This window comes from Saccharopolyspora hattusasensis, assembly GCF_050972075.1.
Lineage (GTDB): Bacteria > Actinomycetota > Actinomycetes > Mycobacteriales > Pseudonocardiaceae > Saccharopolyspora > Saccharopolyspora hattusasensis.
Genome location: NZ_JBPCDC010000001.1, coordinates 3569282 through 3594612, shown reverse-complemented (window position 1 = coordinate 3594612; position 25331 = coordinate 3569282). Strand labels below are relative to the sequence as shown.

At 68.8% G+C, this 25331-nt stretch carries 21 protein-coding genes; 14 read left to right on the top strand and 7 right to left on the bottom strand.

Translation table 11 applies throughout. The features are described from left to right. Positions 1–41 precede the first annotated feature (41 nt). Positions 42–440 (top strand): hypothetical protein, encoded by a 399-nt coding sequence (locus ACRXBZ_RS16605; RefSeq protein ID WP_433879870.1) that lies wholly within the window; start codon positions 42–44, stop codon positions 438–440. A gap of 19 nt (positions 441–459) precedes the next feature. Then, a complete protein-coding gene (locus ACRXBZ_RS16600) occupies positions 460–1002 on the top strand; it encodes a DUF3558 domain-containing protein (RefSeq protein WP_433879869.1) in 543 nt (180 codons plus the stop codon). Between the two features lie 135 nt (positions 1003–1137). Here the strand turns inward: ACRXBZ_RS16600 and ACRXBZ_RS16595 are convergent, their stop codons facing one another. Beyond that, entirely contained in the window at positions 1138–1338 is a 201-nt protein-coding gene (locus tag ACRXBZ_RS16595; RefSeq protein ID WP_433879868.1) for a DUF397 domain-containing protein, read from the bottom strand. A 26-nt stretch (positions 1339–1364) separates the two neighbouring features. Continuing rightward, entirely contained in the window at positions 1365–2267 is a 903-nt protein-coding gene (locus ACRXBZ_RS16590; protein ID WP_433879867.1) for a helix-turn-helix domain-containing protein, read from the bottom strand. Between the two features lie 344 nt (positions 2268–2611). On the opposite strand from ACRXBZ_RS16590, the gene ACRXBZ_RS16585 reads away from it, so the two are divergent. The 3 genes from ACRXBZ_RS16585 to ACRXBZ_RS16575 all read left to right on the top strand — a co-directional run bounded on the left by ACRXBZ_RS16585 (position 2612) and on the right by ACRXBZ_RS16575 (position 4165). Further along, positions 2612–2830, top strand: a complete 219-nt coding sequence (locus ACRXBZ_RS16585; protein WP_433879866.1) for an HC3 family zinc finger protein — start codon at positions 2612–2614, stop codon at positions 2828–2830. Between the two features lie 31 nt (positions 2831–2861). Next, complete coding sequence (locus tag ACRXBZ_RS16580) at positions 2862–3251, top strand: hypothetical protein (protein WP_433879865.1); 390 nt, start codon at positions 2862–2864, stop codon at positions 3249–3251. A gap of 62 nt (positions 3252–3313) precedes the next feature. Beyond that, on the top strand, positions 3314–4165 hold the full coding sequence (locus tag ACRXBZ_RS16575; protein WP_433879864.1) for a hypothetical protein: 852 nt from the start codon (positions 3314–3316) through the stop codon (positions 4163–4165). 74 nt (positions 4166–4239) lie between these two features. Here the strand turns inward: ACRXBZ_RS16575 and ACRXBZ_RS16570 are convergent, their stop codons facing one another. From ACRXBZ_RS16570 to pdxR, 5 genes are all read right to left on the bottom strand, one after another. Then, the gene (locus tag ACRXBZ_RS16570) at positions 4240–5472 is read right to left on the bottom strand and encodes a WXG100 family type VII secretion target (protein WP_433879863.1); all 1233 of its coding nucleotides are present in this window, start codon (positions 5470–5472) and stop codon (positions 4240–4242) included. Next, a complete protein-coding gene (locus tag ACRXBZ_RS16565) occupies positions 5469–5822 on the bottom strand; it encodes a WXG100 family type VII secretion target (RefSeq protein ID WP_433879862.1) in 354 nt (117 codons plus the stop codon). The genes ACRXBZ_RS16570 and ACRXBZ_RS16565 overlap by 4 nt, the downstream gene beginning before the upstream one ends. Positions 5823–5824: 2 nt before the next feature. Further along, complete coding sequence (locus ACRXBZ_RS16560; protein ID WP_168585516.1) at positions 5825–6265, bottom strand: YbaB/EbfC family nucleoid-associated protein; 441 nt, start codon at positions 6263–6265, stop codon at positions 5825–5827. A 480-nt stretch (positions 6266–6745) separates the two neighbouring features. Then, entirely contained in the window at positions 6746–7237 is a 492-nt protein-coding gene (locus ACRXBZ_RS16555) for a DUF6319 family protein (RefSeq protein ID WP_433879861.1), read from the bottom strand. A gap of 102 nt (positions 7238–7339) precedes the next feature. Then, positions 7340–8731, bottom strand: coding sequence for a MocR-like pyridoxine biosynthesis transcription factor PdxR (gene pdxR / locus ACRXBZ_RS16550; protein WP_433879860.1), 1392 nt, complete (start codon positions 8729–8731; stop codon positions 7340–7342). 261 nt (positions 8732–8992) lie between these two features. Here pdxR and ACRXBZ_RS16545 point away from each other — a divergent pair, with 261 nt between their 5' ends. From ACRXBZ_RS16545 to rpsG, 9 genes are all read left to right on the top strand, one after another. Then, complete coding sequence (locus ACRXBZ_RS16545; protein ID WP_433879859.1) at positions 8993–9592, top strand: YbaB/EbfC family nucleoid-associated protein; 600 nt, start codon at positions 8993–8995, stop codon at positions 9590–9592. Between the two features lie 33 nt (positions 9593–9625). Then, complete coding sequence (locus ACRXBZ_RS16540; protein WP_168585512.1) at positions 9626–9934, top strand: ESX-1 secretion-associated protein; 309 nt, start codon at positions 9626–9628, stop codon at positions 9932–9934. Then, positions 9931–15378 (top strand): DUF8616 domain-containing protein, encoded by a 5448-nt coding sequence (locus ACRXBZ_RS16535; protein ID WP_433879858.1) that lies wholly within the window; start codon positions 9931–9933, stop codon positions 15376–15378. Before ACRXBZ_RS16540 ends, ACRXBZ_RS16535 begins: the two co-directional genes overlap by 4 nt. A 7-nt stretch (positions 15379–15385) precedes the next feature. After that, entirely contained in the window at positions 15386–15634 is a 249-nt protein-coding gene (locus ACRXBZ_RS16530) for a hypothetical protein (RefSeq protein WP_433879857.1), read from the top strand. A gap of 78 nt (positions 15635–15712) precedes the next feature. Then, a complete protein-coding gene (locus tag ACRXBZ_RS16525) occupies positions 15713–17755 on the top strand; it encodes a type VII secretion system-associated protein (protein WP_433879856.1) in 2043 nt (680 codons plus the stop codon). Between the two features lie 19 nt (positions 17756–17774). Beyond that, on the top strand, positions 17775–21869 hold the full coding sequence (locus tag ACRXBZ_RS16520; protein ID WP_433879855.1) for an ADP-ribosylglycohydrolase family protein: 4095 nt from the start codon (positions 17775–17777) through the stop codon (positions 21867–21869). A 304-nt stretch (positions 21870–22173) separates the two neighbouring features. Further along, positions 22174–23817, top strand: a complete 1644-nt coding sequence (locus tag ACRXBZ_RS16515; RefSeq protein WP_433879854.1) for a TNT domain-containing protein — start codon at positions 22174–22176, stop codon at positions 23815–23817. Between the two features lie 642 nt (positions 23818–24459). Then, on the top strand, positions 24460–24834 hold the full coding sequence (gene rpsL / locus ACRXBZ_RS16510) for a 30S ribosomal protein S12 (protein WP_009948619.1): 375 nt from the start codon (positions 24460–24462) through the stop codon (positions 24832–24834). Then, entirely contained in the window at positions 24834–25304 is a 471-nt protein-coding gene (gene rpsG / locus ACRXBZ_RS16505; protein WP_168585508.1) for a 30S ribosomal protein S7, read from the top strand. The genes rpsL and rpsG overlap by 1 nt, the downstream gene beginning before the upstream one ends. Positions 25305–25331 lie beyond the last annotated feature (27 nt).

Below are 25331 nucleotides of genomic sequence, written 5' to 3'. Positions count from 1 at the left end.
CCTCTTTGGGAAGTTCAGAAGGGGACGGGGAGGTGCGCGCCGTGACAGGGGCGACTGGTTTCGAGGGTGCGGCAGGGCAGATCGGCGACTTACAACAACAGGCGCAGGGCTTACGGGCAGCCGTGGATTCCGGGCAACTCGTGATGGACCCCGAGGCCGCCGAGCGGGTCGCCAAGGTCTACGAGGGCACGGCCGACAAGCTCGGTTACAGAATTGCTAACGCGGACAACCTTATCGCGAGGAACGCCTACGGGGACTGCTTCATTGGCCGTCAGCTGGAACAGAAGTTCGCCGACAAGGTCGAGCACCCCGAGTTCGGCTTAATCGCCATCGTGCGGAAGGCTCAGGAGATCCTTTACGGCATGGCCCAGGCGTACCGAGACTCCGCTCGGGGGATGCAGAACACCGATGACGAGAATGCCCGCAACCTTGAGCGCTAGATCTGATTCGATGAGGCCCATGCGAACGACGACACAATCCGCGGCCACCTTCGGCGTGCTCGCTACCGCCGGGCTCCTCCTCGCCGGATGCGCGGGAGACGGCTCCCCGACCATGCCGACTAGCGAGGCGGCGACGTCCTCGGCGCTGGTGAGCTTCGATCCGTGCACCGTGCTGACGCCCGAGGAGATGAGGTCCTTCGGCGTCGACTCGGAGGAAAAAGAGGATGCGGACCAGGGCATCGGGGACGTGGGCTGCCAGTTCATGGGCGACCCCTTCATCCTGGGGCTCACCAAGGCTGAGAAGGACGATATGGCTTCCTGGGAATCCAGGCGAGGCAACTTCGACAAGCTCGAGTCCAACACCGTTGCGGGCCGTAAGGGACTTTTGGGGATCACGAGCGGCTCGACCGGCAAGGGCGTGTGTCGTCAGATCCTCGAAGCGGGTGGCGCGACGGTGACCGTTCAGGTGACCTACACCCGCCCGGAAACTGGCAAGACCAATGACCCGTGCGCCGATGCACTCCGGGTGGCCGAGATGGTTGCCCCGAGGTTGCCGAAGTGACAGCACTTTGGGGCTCGACCTGTGGCTGACCGAGTGTCCTTGGCTTGCTCTCTCCAGGCAGGGCGTTCGTCTGTTCCTCCGATGACAACGCCCCATCCCGGCTCGGTGCCGGGATGGGGCGCTTTTCGTCCAGTGTCAGAGGTCGAGCTGGCCTGATTTGACGGTGGTCAGGAACGCCTGGAGTTGGGCTTTGGTGAACACCAGGGCGCCCTGTTCCGGGGCCTTCGAGTCACGGACGGCAGAGACGCCGGGCAGGTTCTGAGCCAACTCGACGCACTGGCCTGTGTCGCCACTCCGACTGCTCTTGCGCCAGGCGGCGCCAGAAAAGTCGATCATCTAATACTTCTCCCTAGCCTGGTTCCTCACAGGTGCTTAACCAGGCTATCCATGAGCTCAACGGTTTCCTCAGCCGACAGAGCTTGCTCGCTTGCTTTCTTGAAGACGCCGCTGTAGTGATCCACATCGTTGGGTCGTTCCTGCCACACCGCTCCACGCCGGTTTTCGAGGTACACCGAGTTCATGTCCTCGAATCCTGCGGGGAACCGAAGGACGGAGAAGGCGCCCTTCATGCCCGCGTGTGCGCCAGCAGAGAACGGGATCACTTGGATCGTGATGTTCGGCTTTGCCGCCGACTCGACCAACGACTCAAGTTGTCCTCGCATGGTGTCGGGGCCACCGACGACCCTGCGGACGACCGATTCGTCGAACACGACGTGAAGCTGCTTCGTCGAACCTTGCTGATGGAGTCTTTCCTGCCGTGCCTGCCGGAGTTCGACCGACCGATGAAGCTCGGCCTTGGTCACTTCGGGCCAACCACCCTGCATGACTGCCAGGGCGTAGTCCGGCGTCTGCAGCAGGCCATCGACGAGCGTCGGGCTGTATGTGAGTAGCTCGCGCACATCGCTTTCCAAGTCAACGTAGGTCTCGAACCAGTCCTCCAGGGTATCTGAGAACGCTGTCCACCAACCGCGATCGTTCGAATCCTCAGCCTGACGTACGAGAGTGTCCACGGTCGGTGCGCCGACGCCGTAGAACTGGCACAAGAGCCGGACATTGCCCGGCCTGATGGCGTGGCGGCCGTTTTCGATGCGACTTACCGTCGCGTCACGCAAGCCGGCGTACTTGGCGGCCTCAGCCACCTTGCGTCCGGCTTGTTCGCGGTAATTTCGCAGCTTTCGGCCGAGCTGCCGCCTGCGCAGAGTCGGTCCGAACTCAAGACCGTCATCGGCTTGGAAACCGGGCTCCTCGTGCGAATTCTCGGCCATGCGTACCTCCGTCGGTGGTCGGTTGCCTACATCCTGCCTCATCCTTCGTCAGCTCAGTACGTAGATCCACACTTTCGAAGTATCGATCTCACGTAATTACGTGGGATACGATTCAATCGTCGGATAGATGCGTGGCGCTAGTCACGGAGTCCGGCAGCCCGTCCCGCCGGGTTTCTCACAGGTCAACGGCGGGGCGGGCCTTCAAACCGGGCCGGTGTGGTGACTTTCCCCGACCTCCACCACGCCGGCCCACCCCTGGTGGCCGGGCGCGTGAACGCCCCCTCCCCGTGCGCCCGGCCACCGGCCCCAAACAGAGCTGTGTTTTTCGGTAATGGAGGTTGTTTATGTCCGACTACCTGACTTACGTCTGGCGCCCGGTCACCGGAGGTCGTCACGCTTTCCCTATCGCAGCAACGAAAGTCCCGGCAAGCGACCAGGTGGTGGCGTTTTGCGGTGCGGAAGCGAACGCGGCGGAGCTGCATGATCGGTCCGAAGTGGACTGGATCCGTGAGGACACGTGCATGGACTGCTGGCACAGCCTCACGATTCGCCCCTGCCCTTGACGCACTCTCGCCCATCCGAAGGAGCGCCACCGTGTTCTGGATCCAGTTCTGTACGTTCGTCCTGTTCAACCTGCTGATCTTCACAATGCTCGCCCAGCACCTACCGGGATGGCGCATCGGGTTCGCGGCGGGTCAGCATGCCGGAGGCGGCGAAGGCGACTACACCGTCTGGAATCTCATCGCCGACATCGAAGCCGAGAACGCCGAACCCCGCATCGCCGGACAGCGCCGCGTCGACCACGAATTCCCCGAGGTACCACCGAGGTTCCCCGAATCCGACCCCGACGAATCCGCCTGTGCGGACGACCAGCCGGCCGGGCGACACCATCTCCGCGAGGAGCCTCCAGACGATCCCGTTCGAGGTGAGAGGCACCCTTGGGTGGCTGTGCCGCTCAAGGGTGCCCCTCACCTCGCCACCTGATCAGGCGTTGTTGGTTGGTGGGCGCTTGGCGGCTACCGTGTGCGGCGGTGATGGGAGGCGGGATGAACCAACCTGGACAGCAGCCGTGGCAGCAACCGATGCCGGGGCAGCCGCATTCGCAGCCGATTCAGCCTCCGATGGTGGGTGATCCGTTCCAGCAGTGGGCGGAGCAGCGTGGTTGGCGGATCGCGCGGGATCTGCCGGAGGGCGTTCTTAACCAGCTGTCCGGGCCGCCATTCCACGACTATGAGCAGCGGGCGATTCCGCTGTTGCTCACGGGTTTCTACGAAGGCATGCCAGCGCTGGTGGTGCAGATCGCGAACTCGTACAAGTACACGGCTACGACTGGTTCGTACTTTTCGACCACTACCGACCGGCAGGTCACCACGTCGAAGTCTGGCACTGCCACGTCTATGACCAGCGTTGCGGTGCTGGAGCTGCCATCGCCGGTCCCGGAGCTCCTGGTCCACCAGCGGCGCGAAAAGCAAGGCGGGCTGCTGGGGCTGCTCGGCTTCGGCCGTTCCAAGGGGAATTCCCAGGGGGAGCCGATCGCGACCGTGCAGATCGGTGATCCGAGCCGATCGACGGATGCGTTTACGTACAGCATTTCCGGAGCCAGCCCGGGATACGTGCAAGCCGTGGTAACCCCGGAACGCCTGCACTGGCTGTACCAGTCGTTCAGCAACTTCGCCGGATTGAAGGTGCCCAGCAAGCCCCTTTTCCGGCTGTCAGGTCGAAAAGTGATGTTCTGGACCAGCCGTCAACTCTTCCGACCGGACACGGTCGATGAGTTGTTGGGATGGGCCCATCACGTGACGAGCTGGATTCCGCCCGCCGCGTTCCAGGATCCCGCAGGCGCAGAGGCCGACCGCCAGCACATCCCCTTGCCGCAGCTGCGGCTCCCATTCGGCTGATTTTTGCGAGGGAAGGGCACCTTCGACCGGCAGCCGGTCATCGGTGCCCTTCCCTCGTCACTTGATCAGTCGGTTTACCAGTTGAGGTCGCCGCTGATCGTTTCGTCTGGCGGGACGTCGGTGAAACCGCCTCCCTGGGCCTGCTTCTCCAAGGCATCAGCTGCGGTGCCGAGGCCTCCAGCCACCTGGTTGAAGCCGGACTTGGCGACTTCCTTCGCACCGTAGGACGGAGCTTCTCGTTGGTACGTTGATGTCGTGCCGTCATCGTTCACGACAGGATCACCGGTCGTCTTGTCTCGCTCGGTGATGTTGCCGTCGTTGTCGATTTCTGTGACGTGCCCGGACTTGTCGTCGACGGTGTAGCCGCGGTCTTCGGCTTCGGATTGGTAGCCCTTGCCGAGCTGGTCCACGACTTTGCGCTCGTCGGCGGTCTCTTTCGTCACGCCGCCGAGGATCTGGCTGCCGATGTCGGCTGGGCTCTTGCCGCCGTCTCCGCCCGGCTTCCCGTCGGTGATCTGCTTGACGCTCTCGTAGATGCGGATCGCGTCGAGGATCGCCTTGATAGCCGTGATCACGTCCATGATGTGGCCGATGATCTTGGTGATCTTCTGAATCTGCTGGGCGGCTCGGGCACAGGTGATGCCCGCTTCGGCCGTGGTGACCGCGGTGGCCGCGGCGATGGAGCCGCCGAAGGTCGGGCCCGCCGAGGCCGTTGCCGTGATCCAGGTGGTGATCGCCCAGGTCAGGAAGTCGGCGAGGATGCCCTTGATGACGCCCTCGGCGGCTTCCATCATCGTGCCGCTCATCTGGAGCAGCTGCGAGAGGTTGTTGGCCTGGCCGCCGGTGGCCTTCACGCCGTCGATGAACTTGGCCATCTTCGTGCGCAGGGCGTCGGCGGCTTCGCCGTCCCAGCCGGCGAGCTCGCCGTCCAGCTTGTTCGTCAGGTTCTCGGCGAGCTTGTCGATTTCGCCCTGCACGTCGGCGAATGCTTCCGCGCCCTTGGCCAGGGCTTCGCTGTCGCCGGTGACCAGCTGGATCGCGTCCCGCACCGGGGCCACGAAGTTGATCACGAACTCGACGCCGGTGCCGATGAGGAAGCCCATGGGGTCCAGCGCGAAGCTGGTCACGCTGGACAGGTAGCTCTCGATGTCGCCCTTGAGCGCCTCGACGTCGCCCTTGCCGGCGTCGTCATTGGCCTTGATGATGTCCTTGACGAACGGCAGCTTCCCGAACGCCGAGGCGTCGACCCGCGAGGCGGCTGGGTTGAGCGCGCTGTTCTCGCTGATCGCTTCCGCGTTGCTGGTCACCAGGAACCACCTCCGCCACCGCCGCCAGCGGTCTCGCCGATTTCACCGATGATCTTGCCGAGCATTTCCGCCATCGACTCGTCGGTGGCCTGGTAGTCCTTGCCGCACTCGGTCAGGTCCTCCCCGGCCTTGGTCAGCCCTTCGGCCATCTCGTCGAGGTGCTGCTTGAACTTGTCCAGCAGCTCGCGGTAGGAGTTGTAGGTGGTGGCCAGGCCGAGCAGGCCCCAGGAGACCTCCGGGACTTCCGCCTCGGCGGCCTTGTCCTTGATGGACTTTGCGTCGGCGTTCATCCCGCCGACATTGCCGCCGCAACGCATGATCGCGTCGGCGGGAGCGTTGTACCCGGGCATGGTCACCGCCCGCCGTCGAGGAAGGAGTCCGGCACCTCGTCGTCGTCCACCGGCGCCTGCTGCGGCTGCTCGGCGTGGCTGCCGAACAGCTCGTCCTGGGTGCGCATCACGCGTTCGAGCACGTCGCTGTCCGGCACGTACTCCTGCACGACCTCGGCCTGCTTGCGGGCGGCTTCGGCGATCGCGAGCTGCAGGGTGCTCATGACGGTGCTGGATAGCTGCGCGGGGGACAGGCGCAGGGCGTCCTGGGTGAACTGGATGTCGGTGACGCCGCCGGGGCTAGCGGTGACGGTGACCGACCGGTCCGCGGACGTGGCAGCAGCCTGGAGCTCGCTGATCTGCTCGCGCATCCGGCTGAAGTCGCCCATCTGCTCTTCGGCTCGGCGTCCAGCTTCCTTCAGCGCGTCAAGCTTGCGTTGCAGATCGTCCAGATCCGCCGCCATGATTCGCCTCCTCGGCCCAGTGCTGATTGGTTCTGATCGGCTATCTTCGTCGATCAGTGGGCTAGGCGGGGCGAGTATCCGAAAAAACTCCGGAGTTCGCGCAGCCTTCCGATCCAGGCGTATCGGCTGGTCATTGGGCCTGAAGATCGGTGCCTGATATGTGAAAGCTATTCACTGGCGTTGCGGCTGCCGTTTTCCGGACTGCTGCGCACAGTTCTCGGCCAACGGCACCGCATTTCGGTGCGACGGCCCGCGGGCGGGCGTTCGTGCCCGGGAGGCGCCGGTCGTGCGGCGTAGCATTGGGGCCTGATCGACCGGTCGGAGCCGGAGTTTCGGCGCTTCTGCCGCGTCTGCGAGTCACCACCGCGCGGGTTACCCCGTCGTAGTTCGGTCGGCGACGGAGCCGACGAGGTCAGGGCTGCAGCGAGGCATGCCGTGTCGTCGAGGGGCCGGCACGGCATGCCCTGCTTCTCGCAGCTGTCAGGATTCGAGCTCGGCGAGGGCCTTGCGGACCCGCTCGACCTCGGCCTCGAGCTCGGCGAGCTTCGCCTCGTGCTGCTGGCGCGCCTCGTTCAGCACGCTCTCGATCGTGTCGGAGATGTCCTGGTGCAGCTCGGCGGCCGCCTTGGACACCGCGGCCGCCGAGACCGGCAGGCCCTGCACGATGCGCTTGCCCGCGTGCATCAGGTCGGCCTGCCACTCGCCATCGGCCGTGCCGGTGACCGTCAGCGTGAGCTCGACCGTGCGGGTCTTCTTGACGGTGCTCTGCTTGCGGGCGCGCGGCTTCTTCGCCGCCTCAGCGGGCGCGGCCTCGGGCTGGGCCGACTCGGGCTGCGACTGGGTGTCGGGCTGGGCCGACTCGGGCTGCGACTGGGTGTCGGGCTGCGTCGACTTGGGCTGCGTCGACTCGGCCTGGGCCTGCTCGGGCTGGACCGGCCCGGTCTGCTCGGTGCTGGTCTGCTCTTCGGTCAACTCTGTCTCCTGTGTGTCGCGGCGGGGAAACCAGAATAGAACAGGTGTTCCCCTTCCGGTGTGCGGACATGTCGGGCGACGCGGCGGTGGCGCCCGATCGGGTCACCGCTGCAGAACGGTGACCAATGCTTGCAGCGCGGGGCGGAAGGCATGCTCCGCGGGGGCGGCGTAGCCGATGACCACACCCGGCGGATGCTCACCGGGCGCGACCCAGTGCGGCCCGAGCACTTCGAGGTCCACCGAATGCTTCCGCGCCCGAGTCAGGACTTCTCGCTCAGTCGGTCCCTCCGGATCAAGCTGCAAGGTGATGTGCAGTCCGGCCGAGATCCCGGCCGGGTAAGGCCGGTGGTTCGCGCGCATACCGCTCAGCGCATCGAGGAGCTGCTCGCGTCGCCTCCGGTACACGGCGCGCGATCGGCGGACATGCTGATCGTAGGCTCCCGACCGGATCAGTTCCGCCATGGCCAGCTGTTCGAACAGCGGGGCGTGCAGCCCGCTGTGCTCTTTGAGCGTGCGCACCGGCGTCACCAGCTGCGGCGGCAGCGCCAGCCACGCGAGCCGCAGGGCGGGGGCGAGGGTCTTGCTGGCCGTGCCCGCGTAGGCGACGTGGTTGGGTGCCATGCCCTGCAGCGATCCGATCGGCTGGCGGTCGAAGCGGAACTCGCCGTCGTAGTCGTCCTCGATGATCAGCCGGTCATCGGCCTTGGCGAGTTGCACGAGCTCCGTCCGCCGGGCCGAGCTCATGGTGGTGCCGAGCGGGAACTGGTGCGCCGGGGTGACCACGACGGCCCGGCTGAGCTGCTGCGCGACGTCGATGCCGTCGCTGTCGACCGGCACGCCGCGCACCGCCATGCCGAGGCCGGCCGGGATCGCGCGCAGCTGCGGCAGGGAAGGGTCCTCGAAGTCGATCGAGTCCAGCCCTTGGTCGTTGAGGGCCTTGCTGAGCAGCGATAGCGCCTGGGAGTAGCCGTTGCAGATGATGATCCGGTCGGGCGTGGTGGCCACCGCGCGGACCCGGACGAGGTAGTCGGTGAGCGCCGCGCGCAGCGCCGGATGGCCCTGCGGGTCGCCGTAGTCGAGGTCGCCGGCGGGGGTCGTCTGCAGGGCGCGGCGGCTGGCGGCCAGCCAGTCCCGGCGCGGGAAGGAGCTGAGGTTCGGCCGGCCGGGGCGGAAGTCCCAGTGCGGCGCGGGGGGTTCCGGGCGGTGCGGGGCGGCGACCGGGTCCGGGCTCGCCAGCCGTTCGGCGACGGTGGTGGGTGCGCCCTGGCGGGACAGCAGGAAGCCCTCGGTGACCAGCTGGTCATAGGCGCGGGTGACGGTGCCGCGGGCGACGCCGAGATCGGCGGCAAGGGTGCGGGTGGAGGGGACGCGGCTGCCGGCCGGGAGGCGGCCGTCGCGGATCGCGGTGCGCAGCGCCTCGGCCAGTTTGCGGCTGTCGGGGCGGCCCACCCGATCGAGGTGCAGATCCAGCGACGTGGACCATCCGGCTGTCACAGCACCCGACTCTACCGAAAAGCCGTGAGTGGTTTTGGGTGCTATAGCGCCGAAAAACGCTCACGGGCACTTCCCCGTTGTGATCGTTGTGACACGGGAATTCGGTAGATCCGGCGCGACCTCGTGCGTCCGGTTGATACGGTTCCCGCCGCAGGACGAGATCGAGAAGGAAAGCTGTGCCAGAGCTGGGGATCGCGCGCAGTCGCCGGATGGTGTCGCAGCGTTCCCGCCGGTGCGCGGCGGAGCGAGTCGGGGGACGGGTTGCCTGAGGACTTCGGACGCGACATCGGCGCGGCTGAACGGATGGTTCGCGAGTGGCAGGAGCGGGCCACCGAGAAGGCCGAGAAGTTCGGCCGGATGCAGCAGGAGATCGAGCAGATCTCGGTCACGGAGACTTCCCGGGACGGCGCGATCGAGGTGACGATCAACTCCGCCGGCATCCTGCAGAACCTCCAGCTCTCCGAGAGCGCCAGCAACCGTCCGATGGCGAAGCTGGCCACCGAGATCATGCGCGCCGTGCAGACCGCGCAGGCGAAGGTTCCCGAGCTGATGCAGCAGGCGGTCGCCGGCACCGTCGGCCTCGAGGATTCCGCCGCGCAGCACGTGCTGGGGCAGGCCCGGAAGTACTTCCCGGAGCCGCCGGAGGACGACGACGAGCCGCAGCAGCGCGGGTCCGGCCTGCAGGAGATGCGGTACAAGGTCGAGGACGAGTACGAGGAACCGCAGCAGCGACGCCAGCCCCCGGCGCCCCCGCAGCCCCCGAAGGCCCCACAGCCCCCGGCTCCGCCGCAGCGGCCGCCGTCGCGGCGCGGCCCGGACGACTTCGACGAAGACTTCGGCAGCGGTTCCTTCCTGCGCTGACCGTGCCGTGCCTGACCTGAGGGGCCCTTTGCGATGCCGGACGAGATGAACGTCGTCATTGAGAACCTGCGCACCCATGCGTCCAAAGTGGACGGTGTGGTGGACCAGCTGAACGTCGCGGTGGACGCGTCGCAGCAGGTCTCGCTGGACAACGACGCGTACGGCATCCTGTGCCGCCCCTTCGCCTGGATGCTCGACCCGGTGGAGCAGCACGGCGTCGAGACCCTGCAGAAGGCCGTCGCGGCCATGCGGGAGGTCGCCGAGAACGTGCGCGGTGCCGCCGAGGACTACCAGGCGGCCGACGACTCGGGCAGCGACGTGATCGGCGGAATCGAGGTATGAGCAACCCGCTCGTCGCGCAGCAGAAGGAGAACCCAACCGGGCCCGGTCCGCTGACCGCGGGCACCGGTGACGCCGGGTGGGGCACCGGTATCGGCATCGCCGAGTCCATCAACGACGTCGCGTCGCTGAACGACGGTTCGAGCTGGGTCGAGTCCGGCCTGGCCTACGGCGGCCTGGTGATGGAAGCGGTCAGCATCGCCACCGACCCCATCGGCACCCTGCTGTCCTACGGCCTGTCGTGGCTGATCGAGCACGTCGAGCCGCTGAAGGAGGCGCTGGACTGGTTCGCCGGCGACCCGGACGGCGTCAAGGCATATGGGGAGACCTGGGCGAACGTCTCCAAGGCGGTGGGCGAGGCCGCCACCCAGTACAACGACGCGGTCAAGGCGGACACGGGCCAGTGGACCGGCGCGGCAGGCGACGCCTACCGGCAGCACGCCGTGGAGAAGGGCGAAGCCCTCGCCGGCGCATCGGAGCTCGCCAACACCATCAGCACCGTGGTGACCGTGATGGGCGAGGTCGTCTCGTTCGTCCGGGAATTCGTCCGCGACCTCGTCGCCGACTGCATCTCGCGGCTGATCACCTACGCCCTGGAAGCGCTGGCCCCGCCAGGAGTCTCGCTGGCCTGGGTGGTGCCGCAGGCGGTGTCCTTCATCGCCAGGACGGTCTCCAAGATCACCGAGATCGTCACCAAGCTAATCAAGACGATCAGCAACGTGGCGCCGAAGCTGGCCAAACTGGTCGAGGTCTTCGGCGACATCATGAAGGCCCTCGGCAAAATGGGGAAGCGAGCTGCCGAAGGCGTCGGCAAGGTCGCGGACAAGCTGGACGTCGCGGGCAAACTGGGCGACAAGCTGGCGGAGAAGACCTGGAAGAAGGTCGACGACGTCTTCGGCACCGACGTGGTCGGCAAGCACAATGCCAAGTTCGGCGGCCCGGACGCCCCCGGCGGCGGTTCGGACGCCCCCGGCGGCGGTTCGGACAGCCACGGCGGCTCGGGGAGCGACGGCGGCTCCGGGAGCGGGGCCGGTAGTGGTTCCGGCTCTTCCGGCAATGGGTCGGGGACTGGTTCTTCCGGGACCGGCTCGGGTACGTCCGGCGACGGTGCGGGATCGGGGTCCGGCACGTCGGGTGACGGTGCGAGCTCGTCGGGCAGCGGCTCGACTTCGGGTTCTGCGGGCGGCGGCTCGACTGGCTCAGGTTCCACGTCGACCAGCGGCAACGGCGGCTCTGGTTCTGGAGATTCCGGCCCCGGGGGTTCGGGTTCGCACGGCTCTGGTTCCGATGGTTCTGGTTCGCTGAGCAGCTCCGATTCCCCGCGGGCCAGTGCCGAATCCAGTTCGCACGCCCCGGAATCGTCCTCCGCTTCCGACCCGCGCTCGGCGGATACGGCGCGTGGCTCGTCCTCAATGGACAGTGGTTCGGCTGGCGGCTCGCAGCACGGCGGGCCGAGCGGCTCCCACGGCCCCGCTGCTCCGGAGGGCGGCCCGCGCGTCGCCTCGGCTCCGGACAGCGCTCCGGCGGGTGGTTCGCATGCGGGAGGCGGACCGGCCTCCACCGGGAGTGGCTCTGCCGCGAACTTCGGTTCCGGCGGCGGATCGCCGCACGGTGGAGGCGGCTTCGGTTCGGGCAGCGGGCCGGCTCCCGGCGGTGGTGGTTTTGGCGCAGGTGGCGGACCGGCACCTACCAGCGGCGGTTTCGGCGCTTCGGGTTCACACGGCCCGGATGTTGCGAACCGTCCGCCGAGCACCCCGGCGAACACGTCGGCGGCCAGCGTCGACGCGCCGGCTCGACCGCCGGAAGCGGGCTTCGTCGCACCGCCCCCCAACGCCCCCTCGGCGCGGCCCGATCAGCCCGCGTCCGGCGGCGGAGCCGTCGGGGGCGCGGGCGCGCCAGGCGGAACCGGCGGCGCGTCCGCACCGGGAAGCGGCCGCCCGGGATCGGGTGGTGGCTGGACGGGAACCCCCGGCAGCCCCGGCGCAGCCGGGCGAAGCACGCCCAGCGGGCGCAGCCCGGAGGCGCCGCGGCCACGCGGCCCGGAGGGCACCCCAGCGAGCCGCGGACCGGCGAAGCCGGACGCGCCGAGCCACCCAGGCGGAGCACGGCCCGGAGGACCGGGGAGGGTCGACGGCCCGGCAGGGCCGGCCCGTCCGGGCGGACCGGTAGGGACGCACGGGCCAGGGCATCCCAACGCCCCGGCGGGCCCGAACGGTCTCGCACGTCCCGACGCCCCGATGCGGCCGAACGGTCCAAGCGGTTCGGCGCACCCGGACGCCCCCTCCCGGCCGAACGGCCCGGTGAAGCCGGATTCCCCGAACGCCTCGGTGCGCCCGGATGCCTCGGCCCGGCCGAATGGTCCCGCTGGCCCCCACGGGTATGCGCGCCCCGATGCCGCCCCTGGCTCGATGCGCCCGGATGGCCCAGGCCGCCCCAACGGGTCGACTCGTCCTGACAGCGCGAATGGCCCGGTCCGTCCGGATAGTCCGAACGGCCCGGCTCGTCCGGGCGCGCCGAACGCACCGGCTCACCCCGACGGTCCTGTCCGAAATGGACGGTTCAACGGGTCGGAGATGCCGCGCCAACGACAGCCGGAAGCCCCGTCCCGCGTCAACGACCCGGCCAATCCGCGCCAGCACACGACGCCGCAAGGTGTGCACCCCGGCACTCCGCACGCGCCTCGCTTCGCCGCTCCGAACGGCCTGGATGCGCCGCACGCGCCCCGCCTGGATGCGCCGCACGTGGATGCGCCGCGGGTGAACCACCCGCAAGCAGCGGTCCGGTACCCGGACACCGACCGCTACAAGTGGGCCGACGTCAAGCACGAGGACTTCGCGCACGTCAAGGGCGAGGGCTTCCGCCACTGGGGTCCGGGCTGGCAGCAGCGGGTGGCCGAGGACGCCCGGATCCGCGCGGAATCGCTCGGCTACCACCAGCCGGACCGACCACACGCCCCGGAACCGGACCCGGAAGCCCCGCCGCGCTCCACATCGGAGTCCATGGCAGCCGAAAGGCCGCCGGAGAACCCGTTCGAGCACCGCTGGAACAACGGCATCCTCGAGCACAAGGGGGTGGACGTCTCCCCCGAGTTGCGGGAGAAACTCGGCGGGAAGTACACCGGGATCCGCAACACGGATTCCGGCCTCTCGTTGATCCGGCACTCCCGCCAGGGCTACTACGGCAGCGCGGACTTCGCCCAGCGCATGCCGCGGCCGTCGGTGGACCCGAAGCGGTTCACCGTCGAGGTGCACGGCAGCCCGAACGGCGTGTCGTTCAACGGCAAGGAACTCTCGGCCAAGGAACTCGCCGAGATCATCAAGGGCGCGCCAGGCTACAAGGAAGGCGCACCGGTGCGCCTGCTGTCCTGCCAAACAGGCGCTGACCTGCCGGACGGCTCCCCGAACTTCGCCCAGCAGCTGTCGAAGGAACTGGGCGTAGAGGTCCTCGCGCCCAACAAGGACGCCTGGGTCGACAACTTCGGCAACATGTACGCGAGCGGCAGCCGAGCGGAGTTCCACCCGGACGCCTCCGGCACGCCGCAACCGCGCTTCGACGAGCCGGGCGAGTGGGTCAGCTTCAGCCCGGACGGCACGAAGGCGGTCCACGAAAGCCCGTTCCCCCCGGGCCACGAACCGGAATGGACCCGCTTCGGCCACCAAGCCGACGCAGCCCACCAACGCGGTGGGTTGGGGGACGCCATCGGGAAGATGTTCGGGCGAAAGCGCGAGGATTCGTTCGAGTTCGATCCGGTGTCGGGCGAGAACTTGGAAGCGCGAAGGTTTGCTCAAGCCTTCCAACAGCCTCAGCAGGCACCGCACCCTGGCCCGTACCAGCAGCAGGCCGGTTTTGGACATCCGCAGGCGCAGCAGCACGCAGGGCAGTACCCGAACCAACCACAGGAGCAACACCAGGGCTGGCAGAACCAGCAGCAAGCGCCTCAGCACCAGTACCCGCAGCAACAGAGCGGGCAGCAACCGGCGCAACAGCTGCAACCGCAGGGAGGACAGCAGCACTTCCAGGGCAGCCAACAGCAAAACCACTTGCCGCAGGGCTGGCAGCGGCCGCAGGCGCCCTCGCCCGCTGCGCCACAGCAGAACTGGTCGCAGCCGCCCGGTCAGCAAGCGCTCGGTCAGCAAGCGCTCGGTCAGCAAGCGCCCGGTCACCAGCCCCAGCCGCCGCAGAACCAATGGCACGGCCAGCAGCCTGGGCACCCGCACCAGCAGCCTGCACCTCCGGTCCACCAGCAACCGGCGCAAGGCCAATGGGGCGGCCCGCACCAAGCCACACCACAGCCACCAGGCCAAGTGCGCCCGCAGGCACCCGCGCGGCAGCCGCATGCCGGGAACCCGCCGCATGGTGCACAGCAACCTCACGGGATGCCGCAGCAGTACGGGAACCGTGCCGCAGCGTCAACTCCGCCTGCGCAACACACCTCCGACCATCAACCATCTGCACCACAGCCTCCGGCCGCCAGGCAGCCCCCGCAGGCTCCGGCCTCCCGACCGCAGGGATCGTCGTTAGAGGTCAACGGGCCGCGTCCGGGGGGACCTTCGTTCCCCCGGAGCAACAACGTTCCACCGGTCGATGTCAGGGGGCCGCGCGAGCTACCCGGCGGTCAGCGTGTGGAGACGCCGGCTTGGGAGGTCAGCGGCCCTCCGCAGCAGCGGGGCGGCCAGCAGCCGTCGGTCGGCACCGGTCAGCGGAACGCACCGGGGTCCGAGAACTCGTCGCCCACCGCGTCCTCGCACCAGCCGGTTCGTTCTCACGAAGACTTCATGCGGGACAACGGCTTCGACCAGGACTCGTTGCGCCCGGACGCTGGCGACCGCAATCCGCTGGACGAGTTCGATTTCTTCGGGGACAAGGATTTCCGAGCGACGGCTGAGGACCACGCGGCGTTGCGTGAACTCGGAAAGCTCAACGAGTTCGAGGTGAAGCGGATCCGGGACGAGAACCCGCATCTCACCCACATCACCGATGAAGAGCTTTCGGCGATGTACGCCTATACCGGGATGGACCACCAGGACTGGAACCAGGCGCTGCGCGATGGTGATGTCGAGGAGGTTCGAAAGTACGAGGTTCTGCTCAGGAACGCCGTGTCGGGCTTGAACAAGCTGCCAGACTGGAGCTCGACGCCAGAAATCCCACGGGTTGTCCGGGGAATCCAGATCGACGAACCGGATATGGAGAAATTCCTCGCCAGGTACGAGGCGGACAACACCGTGACGGAGAATGCCTTCACGAGCTCCACGAAGGGGGACGCATTTTATGGGAACGTCGAGTTCGTGGTAGAGGCCCGTTGGGGCAAGGACATCGAGTTCCTGAGGCCGACCGGTGGGATGCGAGAGGTTGTCTGGCCACCCGGGAACCGCTTTAAGGTGGATCGTCGCGAGTTCGACGAAGAAACTGGAAAGTGGAAGATTTTCATGACTGATCTAGGAAGGTGATTCGGCCGTGGACCACGACGAACTCGTCCGGAAGTACCGCACGGACCCCGACACGCTGTCGCCCGAGGTGAGGGAGAAGACCGATGCAGCGCTCGAGTGGCTTCGCGAGCGGCGGCGGCGTGGTGATGAAGTGATCATGGGCAAGCCGGGGGACAACTTCCCCATCGGGCTGGACGACAATCTGGACCCGTTCCCCGCTCGGCGGGAGCGGCGCACCGGAAGCGATGCTTCGGGCGATGCCGCCAGCGAGCAGTGACTGCTCCTTTCTCGGTGGAGCTCGGTTAACTGGGAGTCCGCCCGGCGCGGTGAGTCGGGCCCGGCTGTGGAGGAGAAGATGAGTCGACTGGAGGGGCCGAGGATGACCGCGCTTGAGCAGGCGATCGAAAGGTACGCGAGCGATCCTGCCGCGATCGACCAGGTATACCGGGAATTTCTGGTGGCGAAGCTGCGGCTGGTGACCTCTGGCGACTCGTCGGATCCTGTCCTGATAAACGTTGATGGCCAGGAGAAGGAGCAGATCTGGGTCTGCACGGGCAAGAACGCGGTGCCGGATTTCGCGCCCGGTACGACAGCGGTGAACGGCTACCAGCTGCTCCCGCTGCTGCCTGAGCGGAACGTGCACGTCGCCACCTCCCCGCAGGCCCAGGACGTGATGTTGATCGGTGAGCGGGTGATCGCGCATTCGGCGCCGGACATCACCGACGAGTTGCGGACCGAAGCGCAGCGGCAGCCGGGCTCCTGGATCGCCGTGCCGGACCGCATGTACCAGGGCCGATCGCGTGACGAGGTTCCCGAGCACGCGTTCGTCGGCGAGTACTGGGTCGATGAGACCGGTGCAGTCACCGGCCAGTACCGCATCAGCCCCAAGTACCGCCCCTCTCCGCAGACGCTGGGCTTTCCCCAGCCGGTGAGCATGCTTGAGAAGGTCCTGCACCTGCATGCGACTGGCTACGTCTCCACGGCGGCGCTCATCGCCGTCCTCGCGAACAGCGACTTCGCCCTTGTGGTGGAAAGCGACGGCGTCGCGCCGATGTTCCCGCTCGGCGGGAAGAAGGCCCTGGTCGCGGCGTCCGGGGTCAAATACGTCCCTGACTTCGCGAAGGGCGCGAACAAGGCGAATCTCGCCGCGATCGAACCCCTCCTCGACGAAGCCGATCTGGTGATCGACCTCGGCACGCGACACCAAGCGCACATCGCAGGATCGATGCTTCGGCAGGAGCTCGAAGCGCGGCGGGCAGACGGGCAGGCTGGGGAGACCCAACCGAAAGCCGCCCCCGCCCAACCTCCCGTCGACCCCCCCGAGCGGTTCATCGGTTCCATGCTCGCTGGTGCCATGGGGGATGCGCTTGGGTATGCCATCGAGTTCCATGACATCGGGATGATTCGGCGGAACCACGGGGATTCCGGGCTCACCGCTCCGGTGCTTCGGGACGGTGTTGCGCAGATCTCCGATGACACGCAGATGATGCTCTTCACCCTCGAAGGGCTTATCCGGGCTCATGTTGCTCGGCGGATCAATCCGACCGACAACGATCCCGTTCCCGAAGTGCAGCACGCCTACCAGCGGTGGTTCCACACGCAGAACCAGCCGTGGGCGCAGGCCGGTGGCCCCTATGCGCGCCATCTGCAGCAGCCCGACGGGTGGTTGATCACGCACCCTGAGCTGTTCAGCCCGAGGGCTCCGGGTAGCACCTGCATGTCCGCCCTCGCGAAGTTCGCGCATACGCATCAGCACGCCAACCCGCAGTTCAGGATCAACGACTCCAAGGGCTGCGGTGGTGTGATGCGCGCCGCGCCGGTCGCGGTGTGGTCCAACGATCCTGCCGAGGTCTTCTACGCCGCGGTCGGCACCGCCGCGTTGACGCACAGCCACCCCAGCGGCTACCTCTCCGCCGGAGTGCTCGCGGTGATCGTTCACCAGCTCATCCGCGCCGTGCCGTTGCCGGAAAGCGTTCGGATGGCGCGGGATCTGCTGCTCCGGTGGCGGGGGCACGAGGAGCAGGTGCACTTCCTCGACGCCGCCGTCGAGCTCGCCAAGAAGGGCGCCGTCACTCCCGAGGAGATCAAGGACACACTCGGTCAGGGCTGGGTCGGGGAAGAAGCTCTCGCGATCGGGCTCTACGCCGTGCTGGCCACGGATAACCTCCGGGACGCCTTGTTGCTGTCGGTGAACCACTCGGGGGACTCCGATTCCACGGGGATCGTGTGCGGCAACATTGCTGGGGCGCTTTACGGGGCACGGGCCGTTCCGCAGGAGTGGCTCGCGTCCCTGGAGCTGCGCGAGCTCGTCGAGACGCTGGCCAAGGATGCGCTGGTCGAGTTCAGCCCCGGGCCGCCGACCGATCCGGGGTGGACCCGGCGGTACCCCGCCTGGTGACCACGAGGGAGACATCGCGATGACCGACGCCCAATCTCCGCAGCTGTCGTGGGCGCAACGTTTCCGCGGCGCCATGCTCGGCGGGGCCGTCGGCGACGCGCTCGGGGCCGGCGTGCGGGGCACGAGCACCGCCGAGATCCAGCAGTGGTTCGGGCCGCAGGGCGTCGTCGACTACCTGCCCGTGTACGGGCGGCGCGGCGCGGTCACCGATCTGACCCAGCTCACCGTGTTCACCCTGGAAGCCCTGCTGCGCGCGAAGGCCGCCAACCCGGGCGGCAACGGGTGGTTCCCCACGGAGTTCGTCCTGACCAACTACCTGCGCTGGCTGCACACCCAGGGCGTTCCGTGGGACTACGCGATGTCGGCGTACCTGTCGGCGGAACCCGCGCCCACCAGCTGGTTGCTCGAACGGCCGGAGCTGTACTCGACCCGCAACCCGGACGGCGCGGCGATCGCCCTGCTCGGGCGGATGGCCCGGCGGTCCCCGCTGGGCGCCGACGGCCTGCTCCGGCCCCCGACCGGTGCGGACGGTTTGGCGGACTGCGTGGTCTGGGCGGCGCCGGCCATGGTGTGGTCGAACGTGCCGGAGGCCGTGTACTCGACCGGCGCTTCGACCGCGAACCTGTTCACCTCCGCGCCGAACACGATCAGCGCGGCCGGCCTGCACGGTGACGTGCTGGCGCAGCTGATCCGCGGGGTGCCGTTGTGGGACGCCGTGACCGCATCCGACCGCAACCGGCTCGGCAGCGCCTACCAGGTCCGCGAGGTTCCCGCCGACGTCCGGCGGACCGTGCACGCGGCGATGTTCGTCGGGCAGCGGGGCATTCGTCCCGCCCCATCGGACATCGACATCGAATTCGACACCGAGGACAAGCCCGGCGAACTCGGCATCGCGCTGGCCGCGGTGGGCAGCACCCGGAACTTCGCCGACGCGGTGCGGGTCGCCGTGAACCAGTCCAGCGACAGCGCCGTCACCGGTGCGCTGGCCGGGCAGCTCGCCGGAGCGATCTACGGGCCGAGCGGGATTCCCGCGCAGTGGGTGGGCGAACTCGAACTGCGCGATGTCATCGAGATCCTCTGCGCGGACGCCACCGAAGCCTTCGCGCCGCCACCGCCGCCGCAGTGGGCGCAGCGGTACTCGCCGAACCCGCGGCGGCTCGCCGGTCCCCGGGAACTCGCCGGCGGCTCGCCGAACACCGTCGAAGGCTCCGCCGAGCAGACCATGATCATGCCGGCGATCACGGCGTCGTCGGATGCCGTCGACACGCCCCCGCAGGGCATCCCGCCGCAGACACGCGCGGCGAACATCGGGGCGCCGACTTTCCCGGCGGCCCGGGCCGAAACCCCTGCGGAGCCGGTGGAATTCGCGGCGACCGACCCGTCGAGCACCGGGCCCATCCCGGTGCCGCGCCTGCTGTCGGCCAAAGCGCCGGTCGAAGCCACCGCGGTATTCCCGACGATCGACGCTCCCGTGGAGGCGGTCGCCCCGGAGCAGTTCGAGGGGGAGCCGCAGATCGGGGCGTTCCCGCCGCTTGCCACCCCCAGCGCGGCGGCCGAGGTCGCGGCTCGGGCCAAGGGATTCACGGCGCCGGTCAAGCCCCGGGACGAGGCCCGCCCGGCATCGGTCGAAGAGCGGGTGCAGCCGGTTTCCGAGGAGCGGCCGCAGGCCGTTTCCGCACCGGCTGAGCCGGATTTCACGCCGATCCTCGTGCCTGGGGCCGACGACATCGCCGCCGCTACGGCGTTCGCGTCGCGCCCTGCCGACGACGAAGCCGAAGCAGCGCCCAGGGCGCCCGAAGACGCAGCCGCCGAACCGGGGTCCACGGAGCGCGCTGCCGCCGGACCAGGATTCGCCGCGCCCGAGGAGTTCGCGGAGTTCGCGGAGTTCGCTGGCAGCGCGGTCGAAGAGGCGGTCGCCGAGCCGGAGATGTTCGCGCCGCTGGGACTCGTTGCGGAGGACGTCATCCCGGCTCCCTCCGCCGAAGATCCACTCGACGCCGAGCCGCCTGCCGTTTCGCAGCCGGCGCCGGAGCGAGAGCCGGTCGATATGGAGCCGCCCGCGCGCGAACCGATCGACCTCGGACCAACCGAGTTCGAGACGGCGCCGGGCGAGCTCGAAGCCGGGGCGGACCAGGTCGAATCCGACGCACCGGCAGGCATCACCGCCGAGGAGTACCGGCCGGAAGCCGCCGGATCGGTCCGGCCGGAAGCAGACGTGCTCGCCGCCTTGCCGAAGGTGAACGGAGCGGGCCTGCCGGTCGCGGAGACCGCGCCGGAGGACATCGGCGCGGCGGTCGAGCTCGCGGATACCGCCGGGACCGAACCGGTGGCGGCGGTCGAGCGACCGAGTGCTGATGAGCCCGTGGCGGATGCGGACGCAGAGTCCGGGCTGTCGGAGGTCGATGACGACGGCGCGGGCCGCGTCGCGCGGGGGAGCGCTGACGTCGACTCGCCAGAGTCGGCCACCGCCGAAGCCGAGCCGGGGCAGGCCCCCCGGAGTACAGCGCCGTCGAACGTCGATCACATCGCTCGCCGCGTCGACCCGCTAGCGGCAGTCGCGGAAGACGTCGAGCCGGTGGAGGCAACCGGGGCTGTCGAGTCCGGACCCACGGACCCTGCTGACGTCGGGGACCACATCCCGTCGAGGGCCATTGCCTCGCCAACGGCAGCCGAGCCGACTGGAACCGGAGAGGTCGAGCCGGCCAAGGTCACCGGATCCGTGCAGTCGGACGCCGGGCTCCAGCAGCAGGAAGAATCCGCCGACGCAGAGCCGAAGTTTCCGGAAGCGGCGCCAGCGGTGGAAGCGGTGCCGGCGGTGCCGCCGATCGTTCGCGGCGAGCACGCCAAGGCCGACCGCCCCGCCGACAGCGCTCCGTCCCTCACCGAGCGGGTGCTGGGCTGCTTCCTCGGCGGGGCGCTCGGCGACGCCCTCGGCTCCGACCTGGAGTTCATCAGCGCCGAGGAGATCTCCAAGCGCTTCGGCCCCGACGGCCCGAGCGGGCTGCGCGAGGCGTACGGGGTGCACGGCGCGATCACCGACGACACCCAGATGACGCTGTTCACCGCCGAAGGCCTGATCCGCGGCAGCGTCGCCGACCGGATGCTCGGCTCCGAGGACCCGCTGCCCGAGGTGCAGCTCGCCTACCAGCGCTGGCTGCACACGCAGGGCGTCGACTGGGATGCCGCCGCCGGGCGGTTCCTCGGCGACTACCCGGCGCCGGACGGCTGGCTGATCGAGGTGCCCGGCCTGTTCAAGACCCGCGCCCCCGGCAAGACCGTGTGGCGTGCGCTGGCCCGGTTCGGCGACGGCCACCCGGCCGGCTCGTTCACCGAGAAGATCAACGATTCCAAGGGCTGCGGCGGCGTGATGCGCGCCGCCCCGGTCGCGCTGTGCTCCACCGATCCCGCCGAGGTGTTCCGGCTGGCGGCCCGCACCGCCGCGCTCACCCACAGCCACCCCGCCGGCTACCAGTCCGCCGGTGCGCTCGCGGTGATCGTCCAGCAGGCGCTGCTCGGCCGCGGCCTCGACGACGGGGTGTGGCTGGCCCTGCAGGTCCTGGAGATCTGGGAGGACCACGAAGAGACCAGCGCGATGCTGAAAGCCGCCGTGGGCCTGGCCGAGGCGGGCGTGCCGACGCCGCAGCAGGTCGCCGAAACCCTCGGCGGCGGCTGGGTCGGCGAGGAGGCGCTGGCCATCGCCGTGTGCGCGGCGCTGGCCGGCGGCGAGGACGTCGAGCTCGCGCTGCGGATCGCCGTGCACCACGACGGGGACAGCGACTCCACCGGCGCGATCTGCGGGAACATCGTCGGCGCGCTGCTCGGTGTCAGTGCGCTCCCGATCGACTGGCTGGCCGAGCTGGAACTGCGCGACGTCGTCGAGCAGATGGCGCTGGACTGCGTCGCCGAGTTCGGCCGGGGCGCGTTCCAGCCGGGCCCGGCCGCCATCGAGCCGCCGTCCGACGAGGACTGGAACGAGCGCTACCCGGTCCGTCCACAGTGGCCGGTCGTGCCGGAACCCGTGCTGCCCGTCGCCGAGTTCCCGGCGCCCAAGCCCGCGCCCCGGCGAATCAGCGGTCCCATCCACGCCGAAACGTTCGAGGGGGAGGACAATTGACTTCTCTCCTCCCTGAAGGAAGGAGATTCAGTTCTCGCGGACTGAGTTTCCTGCTTCAACGACCGCAGCGTCCCCACCGTGGCGGTTCGGTCTCACACGATCTCACTCAGGCGTTCGGACCGGGGTGGTCCGGGTTCCCGCTCGACCAGCGGTACCCACGTACCTGCTCGGGTGTTCCCACTTGCGTGGGGGTGGTAGGTCTCACCTACCGAAATCAAGACTATCAGCGGTCGCTACGCGACCGACACGCGAGATCTGCTCCTCCCCACCCTGAAGGACGGGGCATCCGCAGATTGGAGATCAGGTGATCCTCGGGATGCACATCTGGGGCACGTACTGCGCGGTCGGTGGCGAGCCGCGGTTGATGACCGAGTTGCTGGACGGCGCGGTGCGGGTCGACGGCAGCCCAGACCCGATCCCGGTCGAGCAGGTGACCGCGGTGTTCTTCGACCAGGAGGACGACGCCCACCCGGTGCGCCCGCAGTTCCCGGCGCCCGCCGCCTTCGGCCAGGTGCCGGACCGGGCCGCGCTGCAGCGGGACCTGGTCGGTGCGCTGCAGGACGCGGTCGCCGCCGCGCTGCCGGAAGGCTGGCGAGAGGCCCAGGTGAACTGCACGGCCCTGGGCACCCGGATCGAGATCACCGCGACGGTGACCACCGACGAACAGCACCAGTGGATCCCCGCGCAGGAGGTCGTCGACGCGCTGCGCCGGCTGCGCAACGTCGAGTACCTCCCGGAGACCGGCGCGTGGACCTCCGCGCGCCTCGCCATCAACGGCGACGGCGCCGACTACCGGACCGGGCACGACGCACCACAGTGGACTCGCGCGGGCGAGGACCGCCGCGGGTCCTACGACGAGCTGCGCTTCTTCCCTTGCACGACCGCGCCGGACTGGCTGCTCGAGGCCGCGTGGCGGCACCACGCGAACAACCGCGGCAACTCAGATCAGCCCGGCCCGGTGCGGATGGTCCAGGTCTTCGAAGGCCGCGATGCCAACGACCGCCCGGTGGCGCACCGGCCCGCGCTGCCGTGGGCGGAGAAGCAGATGGTCCTCGACTACCTCTTCGGCGGCGAGATCCTCCTGTCGGCCCCCGGCACCTCGCCGGACGAGGTGGACCCGCAGCGCCCGCCGGAGGTGCCGAAGCAGTTCCACACCGACGGCGCCTGGGTGTGGCCGCTGGCGATGGCCTACTACCTGGAGGCGCACGACATCGCGCCGCCGCGCGACTTCCTCGAACACATCCGGCGCAACGGCCACCGGCCGCCGGAAGCCGTGGCCGAGCGCGCCGCGGCGGAGGCGAAGGCGCTGGTGCTGGGTGCCGACGCCGACACCCTGGAGAACGTCCCGCCGGCCGAGGCGATCGAGCTGGCCGGGGCGATCATCGGCGCGATGGGCATGAGCCGCCGGTTCTACAGCTTCGAGCAGCCCGTCGAGGGCGGCTGGGCCATGCTCCGCGAGCTCGACGGCTGGTGGTCGGTGTTCTGCGTCGACAACGGCGAGGTCAAGAACAAGTCCCGGTTCCCGGAGCCGTTCGGGGCCGCCGCGCACCTGGTCGGCGCGATGGCGCTGACCCGCGACCTGTTCCTGCGCGCGCCCGACGAGCCGCTGGCCGACTTCGAGTGCCCGATCCGGCCGCTGCCCGGCGAGCCGCCGCTGGACGCCTACGACGACAAGTTCCTCGTCGACCTGCGCGCGGGCGACGAGGTCGACAGGTTCGGCGACCCGGCGGGCAACACGGTCTTCGTAGCGGGCACGACGCTGCCGCAGCGGTCGGCCCTGCCGCAGCAACCGGCCGGGGAGTACCGCCGGTACCGGATTGTCACCGCGCTCCGGGCGGTCTCCGGGGTGGCCAAGCCGGACTTCGGTCAGGTCGGCGGCGGCACCGCCTTCGTCCTCCCGGCCGACGTCCAGTCGCTGGTCGCGGAGGGCGTGCTCGCCGAGGTCTGAGCCTGAGAGCCTGTCGGCGAATGCCGTCCGCGCCTTGGAAGCGGCGTAGCGATCCGCGACCGCTGCGCCAGGACCACGGCCGCATCCGGTGGCAGCACCCGGGGCCCGGCCGGCCGATCGGCCACGCCCCGTGCGTCGTGGTGCGGCCCACCTGAGGCCACCCGATGTGATCCATCTCGCCGGGCGGGAAGGTCTTGTCGCCGTGGGTACAGTGTCAGGACGAGGAAGACGCGAGCTCGCACCCAGGGATGGGCGCCACCGCAGCGCCGGGTGATCGAGCAGGTCAAGGGGGACCCCGTTTTGACCCTCTGAGAACGGGGCAGGTATCTTTGTTTATCGGACCCGACACCCATCGGGTCGATCCGCATGCCCGTGCATGACGTGGTCGCCAGCCGCTGGTTGAGACCGCGCCAGCGCCGAGGATGTGTGGAACTCCTCTCGACAACCCTTTGGGGTCGTTCCCATTGGGGCGCATCGGCGCCGAAAGGCCGGGGAGTGGGCGACACGCCCGACCTCGTGGTGCGGGAGGAGTCCCGAAACACAGTGCCTGACAGGTGCTCGACGCCAGGGCACGCCGAAGCTCGAACGAGCGGCCGCTTGGTCGAGTACCAGAAGACGCGAACGCTGACAGAAAGCCGGTCCATGCCCACCATCCAGCAGCTGGTCCGTAAGGGCCGCCAGGACAAGGTCGCGAAGACCAAGACCGCGGCGCTCAAGGGGAGCCCGCAGCGGCGTGGCGTGTGCACCCGCGTGTACACGACCACCCCGAAGAAGCCCAACTCGGCACTGCGCAAGGTCGCTCGTGTCAAGCTGACCAGTGGCATCGAGGTCACGGCCTACATTCCGGGCGAGGGCCACAACCTGCAGGAGCACTCGATCGTGCTCGTTCGTGGCGGCCGTGTGAAGGACCTCCCCGGCGTGCGCTACAAGATCATCCGCGGTTCCGCTGACACCCAGGGTGTGAAGAACCGCAAGCAGGCTCGCAGCCGGTACGGCGCGAAGAAGGAGAAGAGCTGATGCCCCGCAAGGGTCCGGCCCCGAAGCGGCCGCTGCACGCCGATCCCGTATACGGCGCGCCGCTGGTCACGCAGCTGGTGAACAAGGTCCTCGTGGACGGCAAGCGCTCGCTGGCCGAGCGGATCGTTTACGCGGCGCTGGAAGGCTGCCGGGAGAAGACCGGCACCGACCCGGTCGTCACGCTCAAGCGTGCCCTCGACAACGTGAAGCCGACCCTGGAGGTCCGCAGCCGCCGCGTTGGTGGCGCGACCTACCAGGTGCCGATCGAGGTGCGCGCCGGTCGCTCCACCACCCTCGCGCTGCGCTGGCTCGTCGGTTACTCCCGGCAGCGCCGCGAGAAGACCATGGTCGACCGCCTGATGAACGAGCTGCTGGACGCGAGCAACGGTCTCGGCGCGAGCGTCAAGAAGCGTGAAGACACGCACAAGATGGCGGAGTCCAACAAGGCCTTCGCGCACTACCGCTGGTGACGTCGGGTCGGCTCTTGCCCGCCTCGG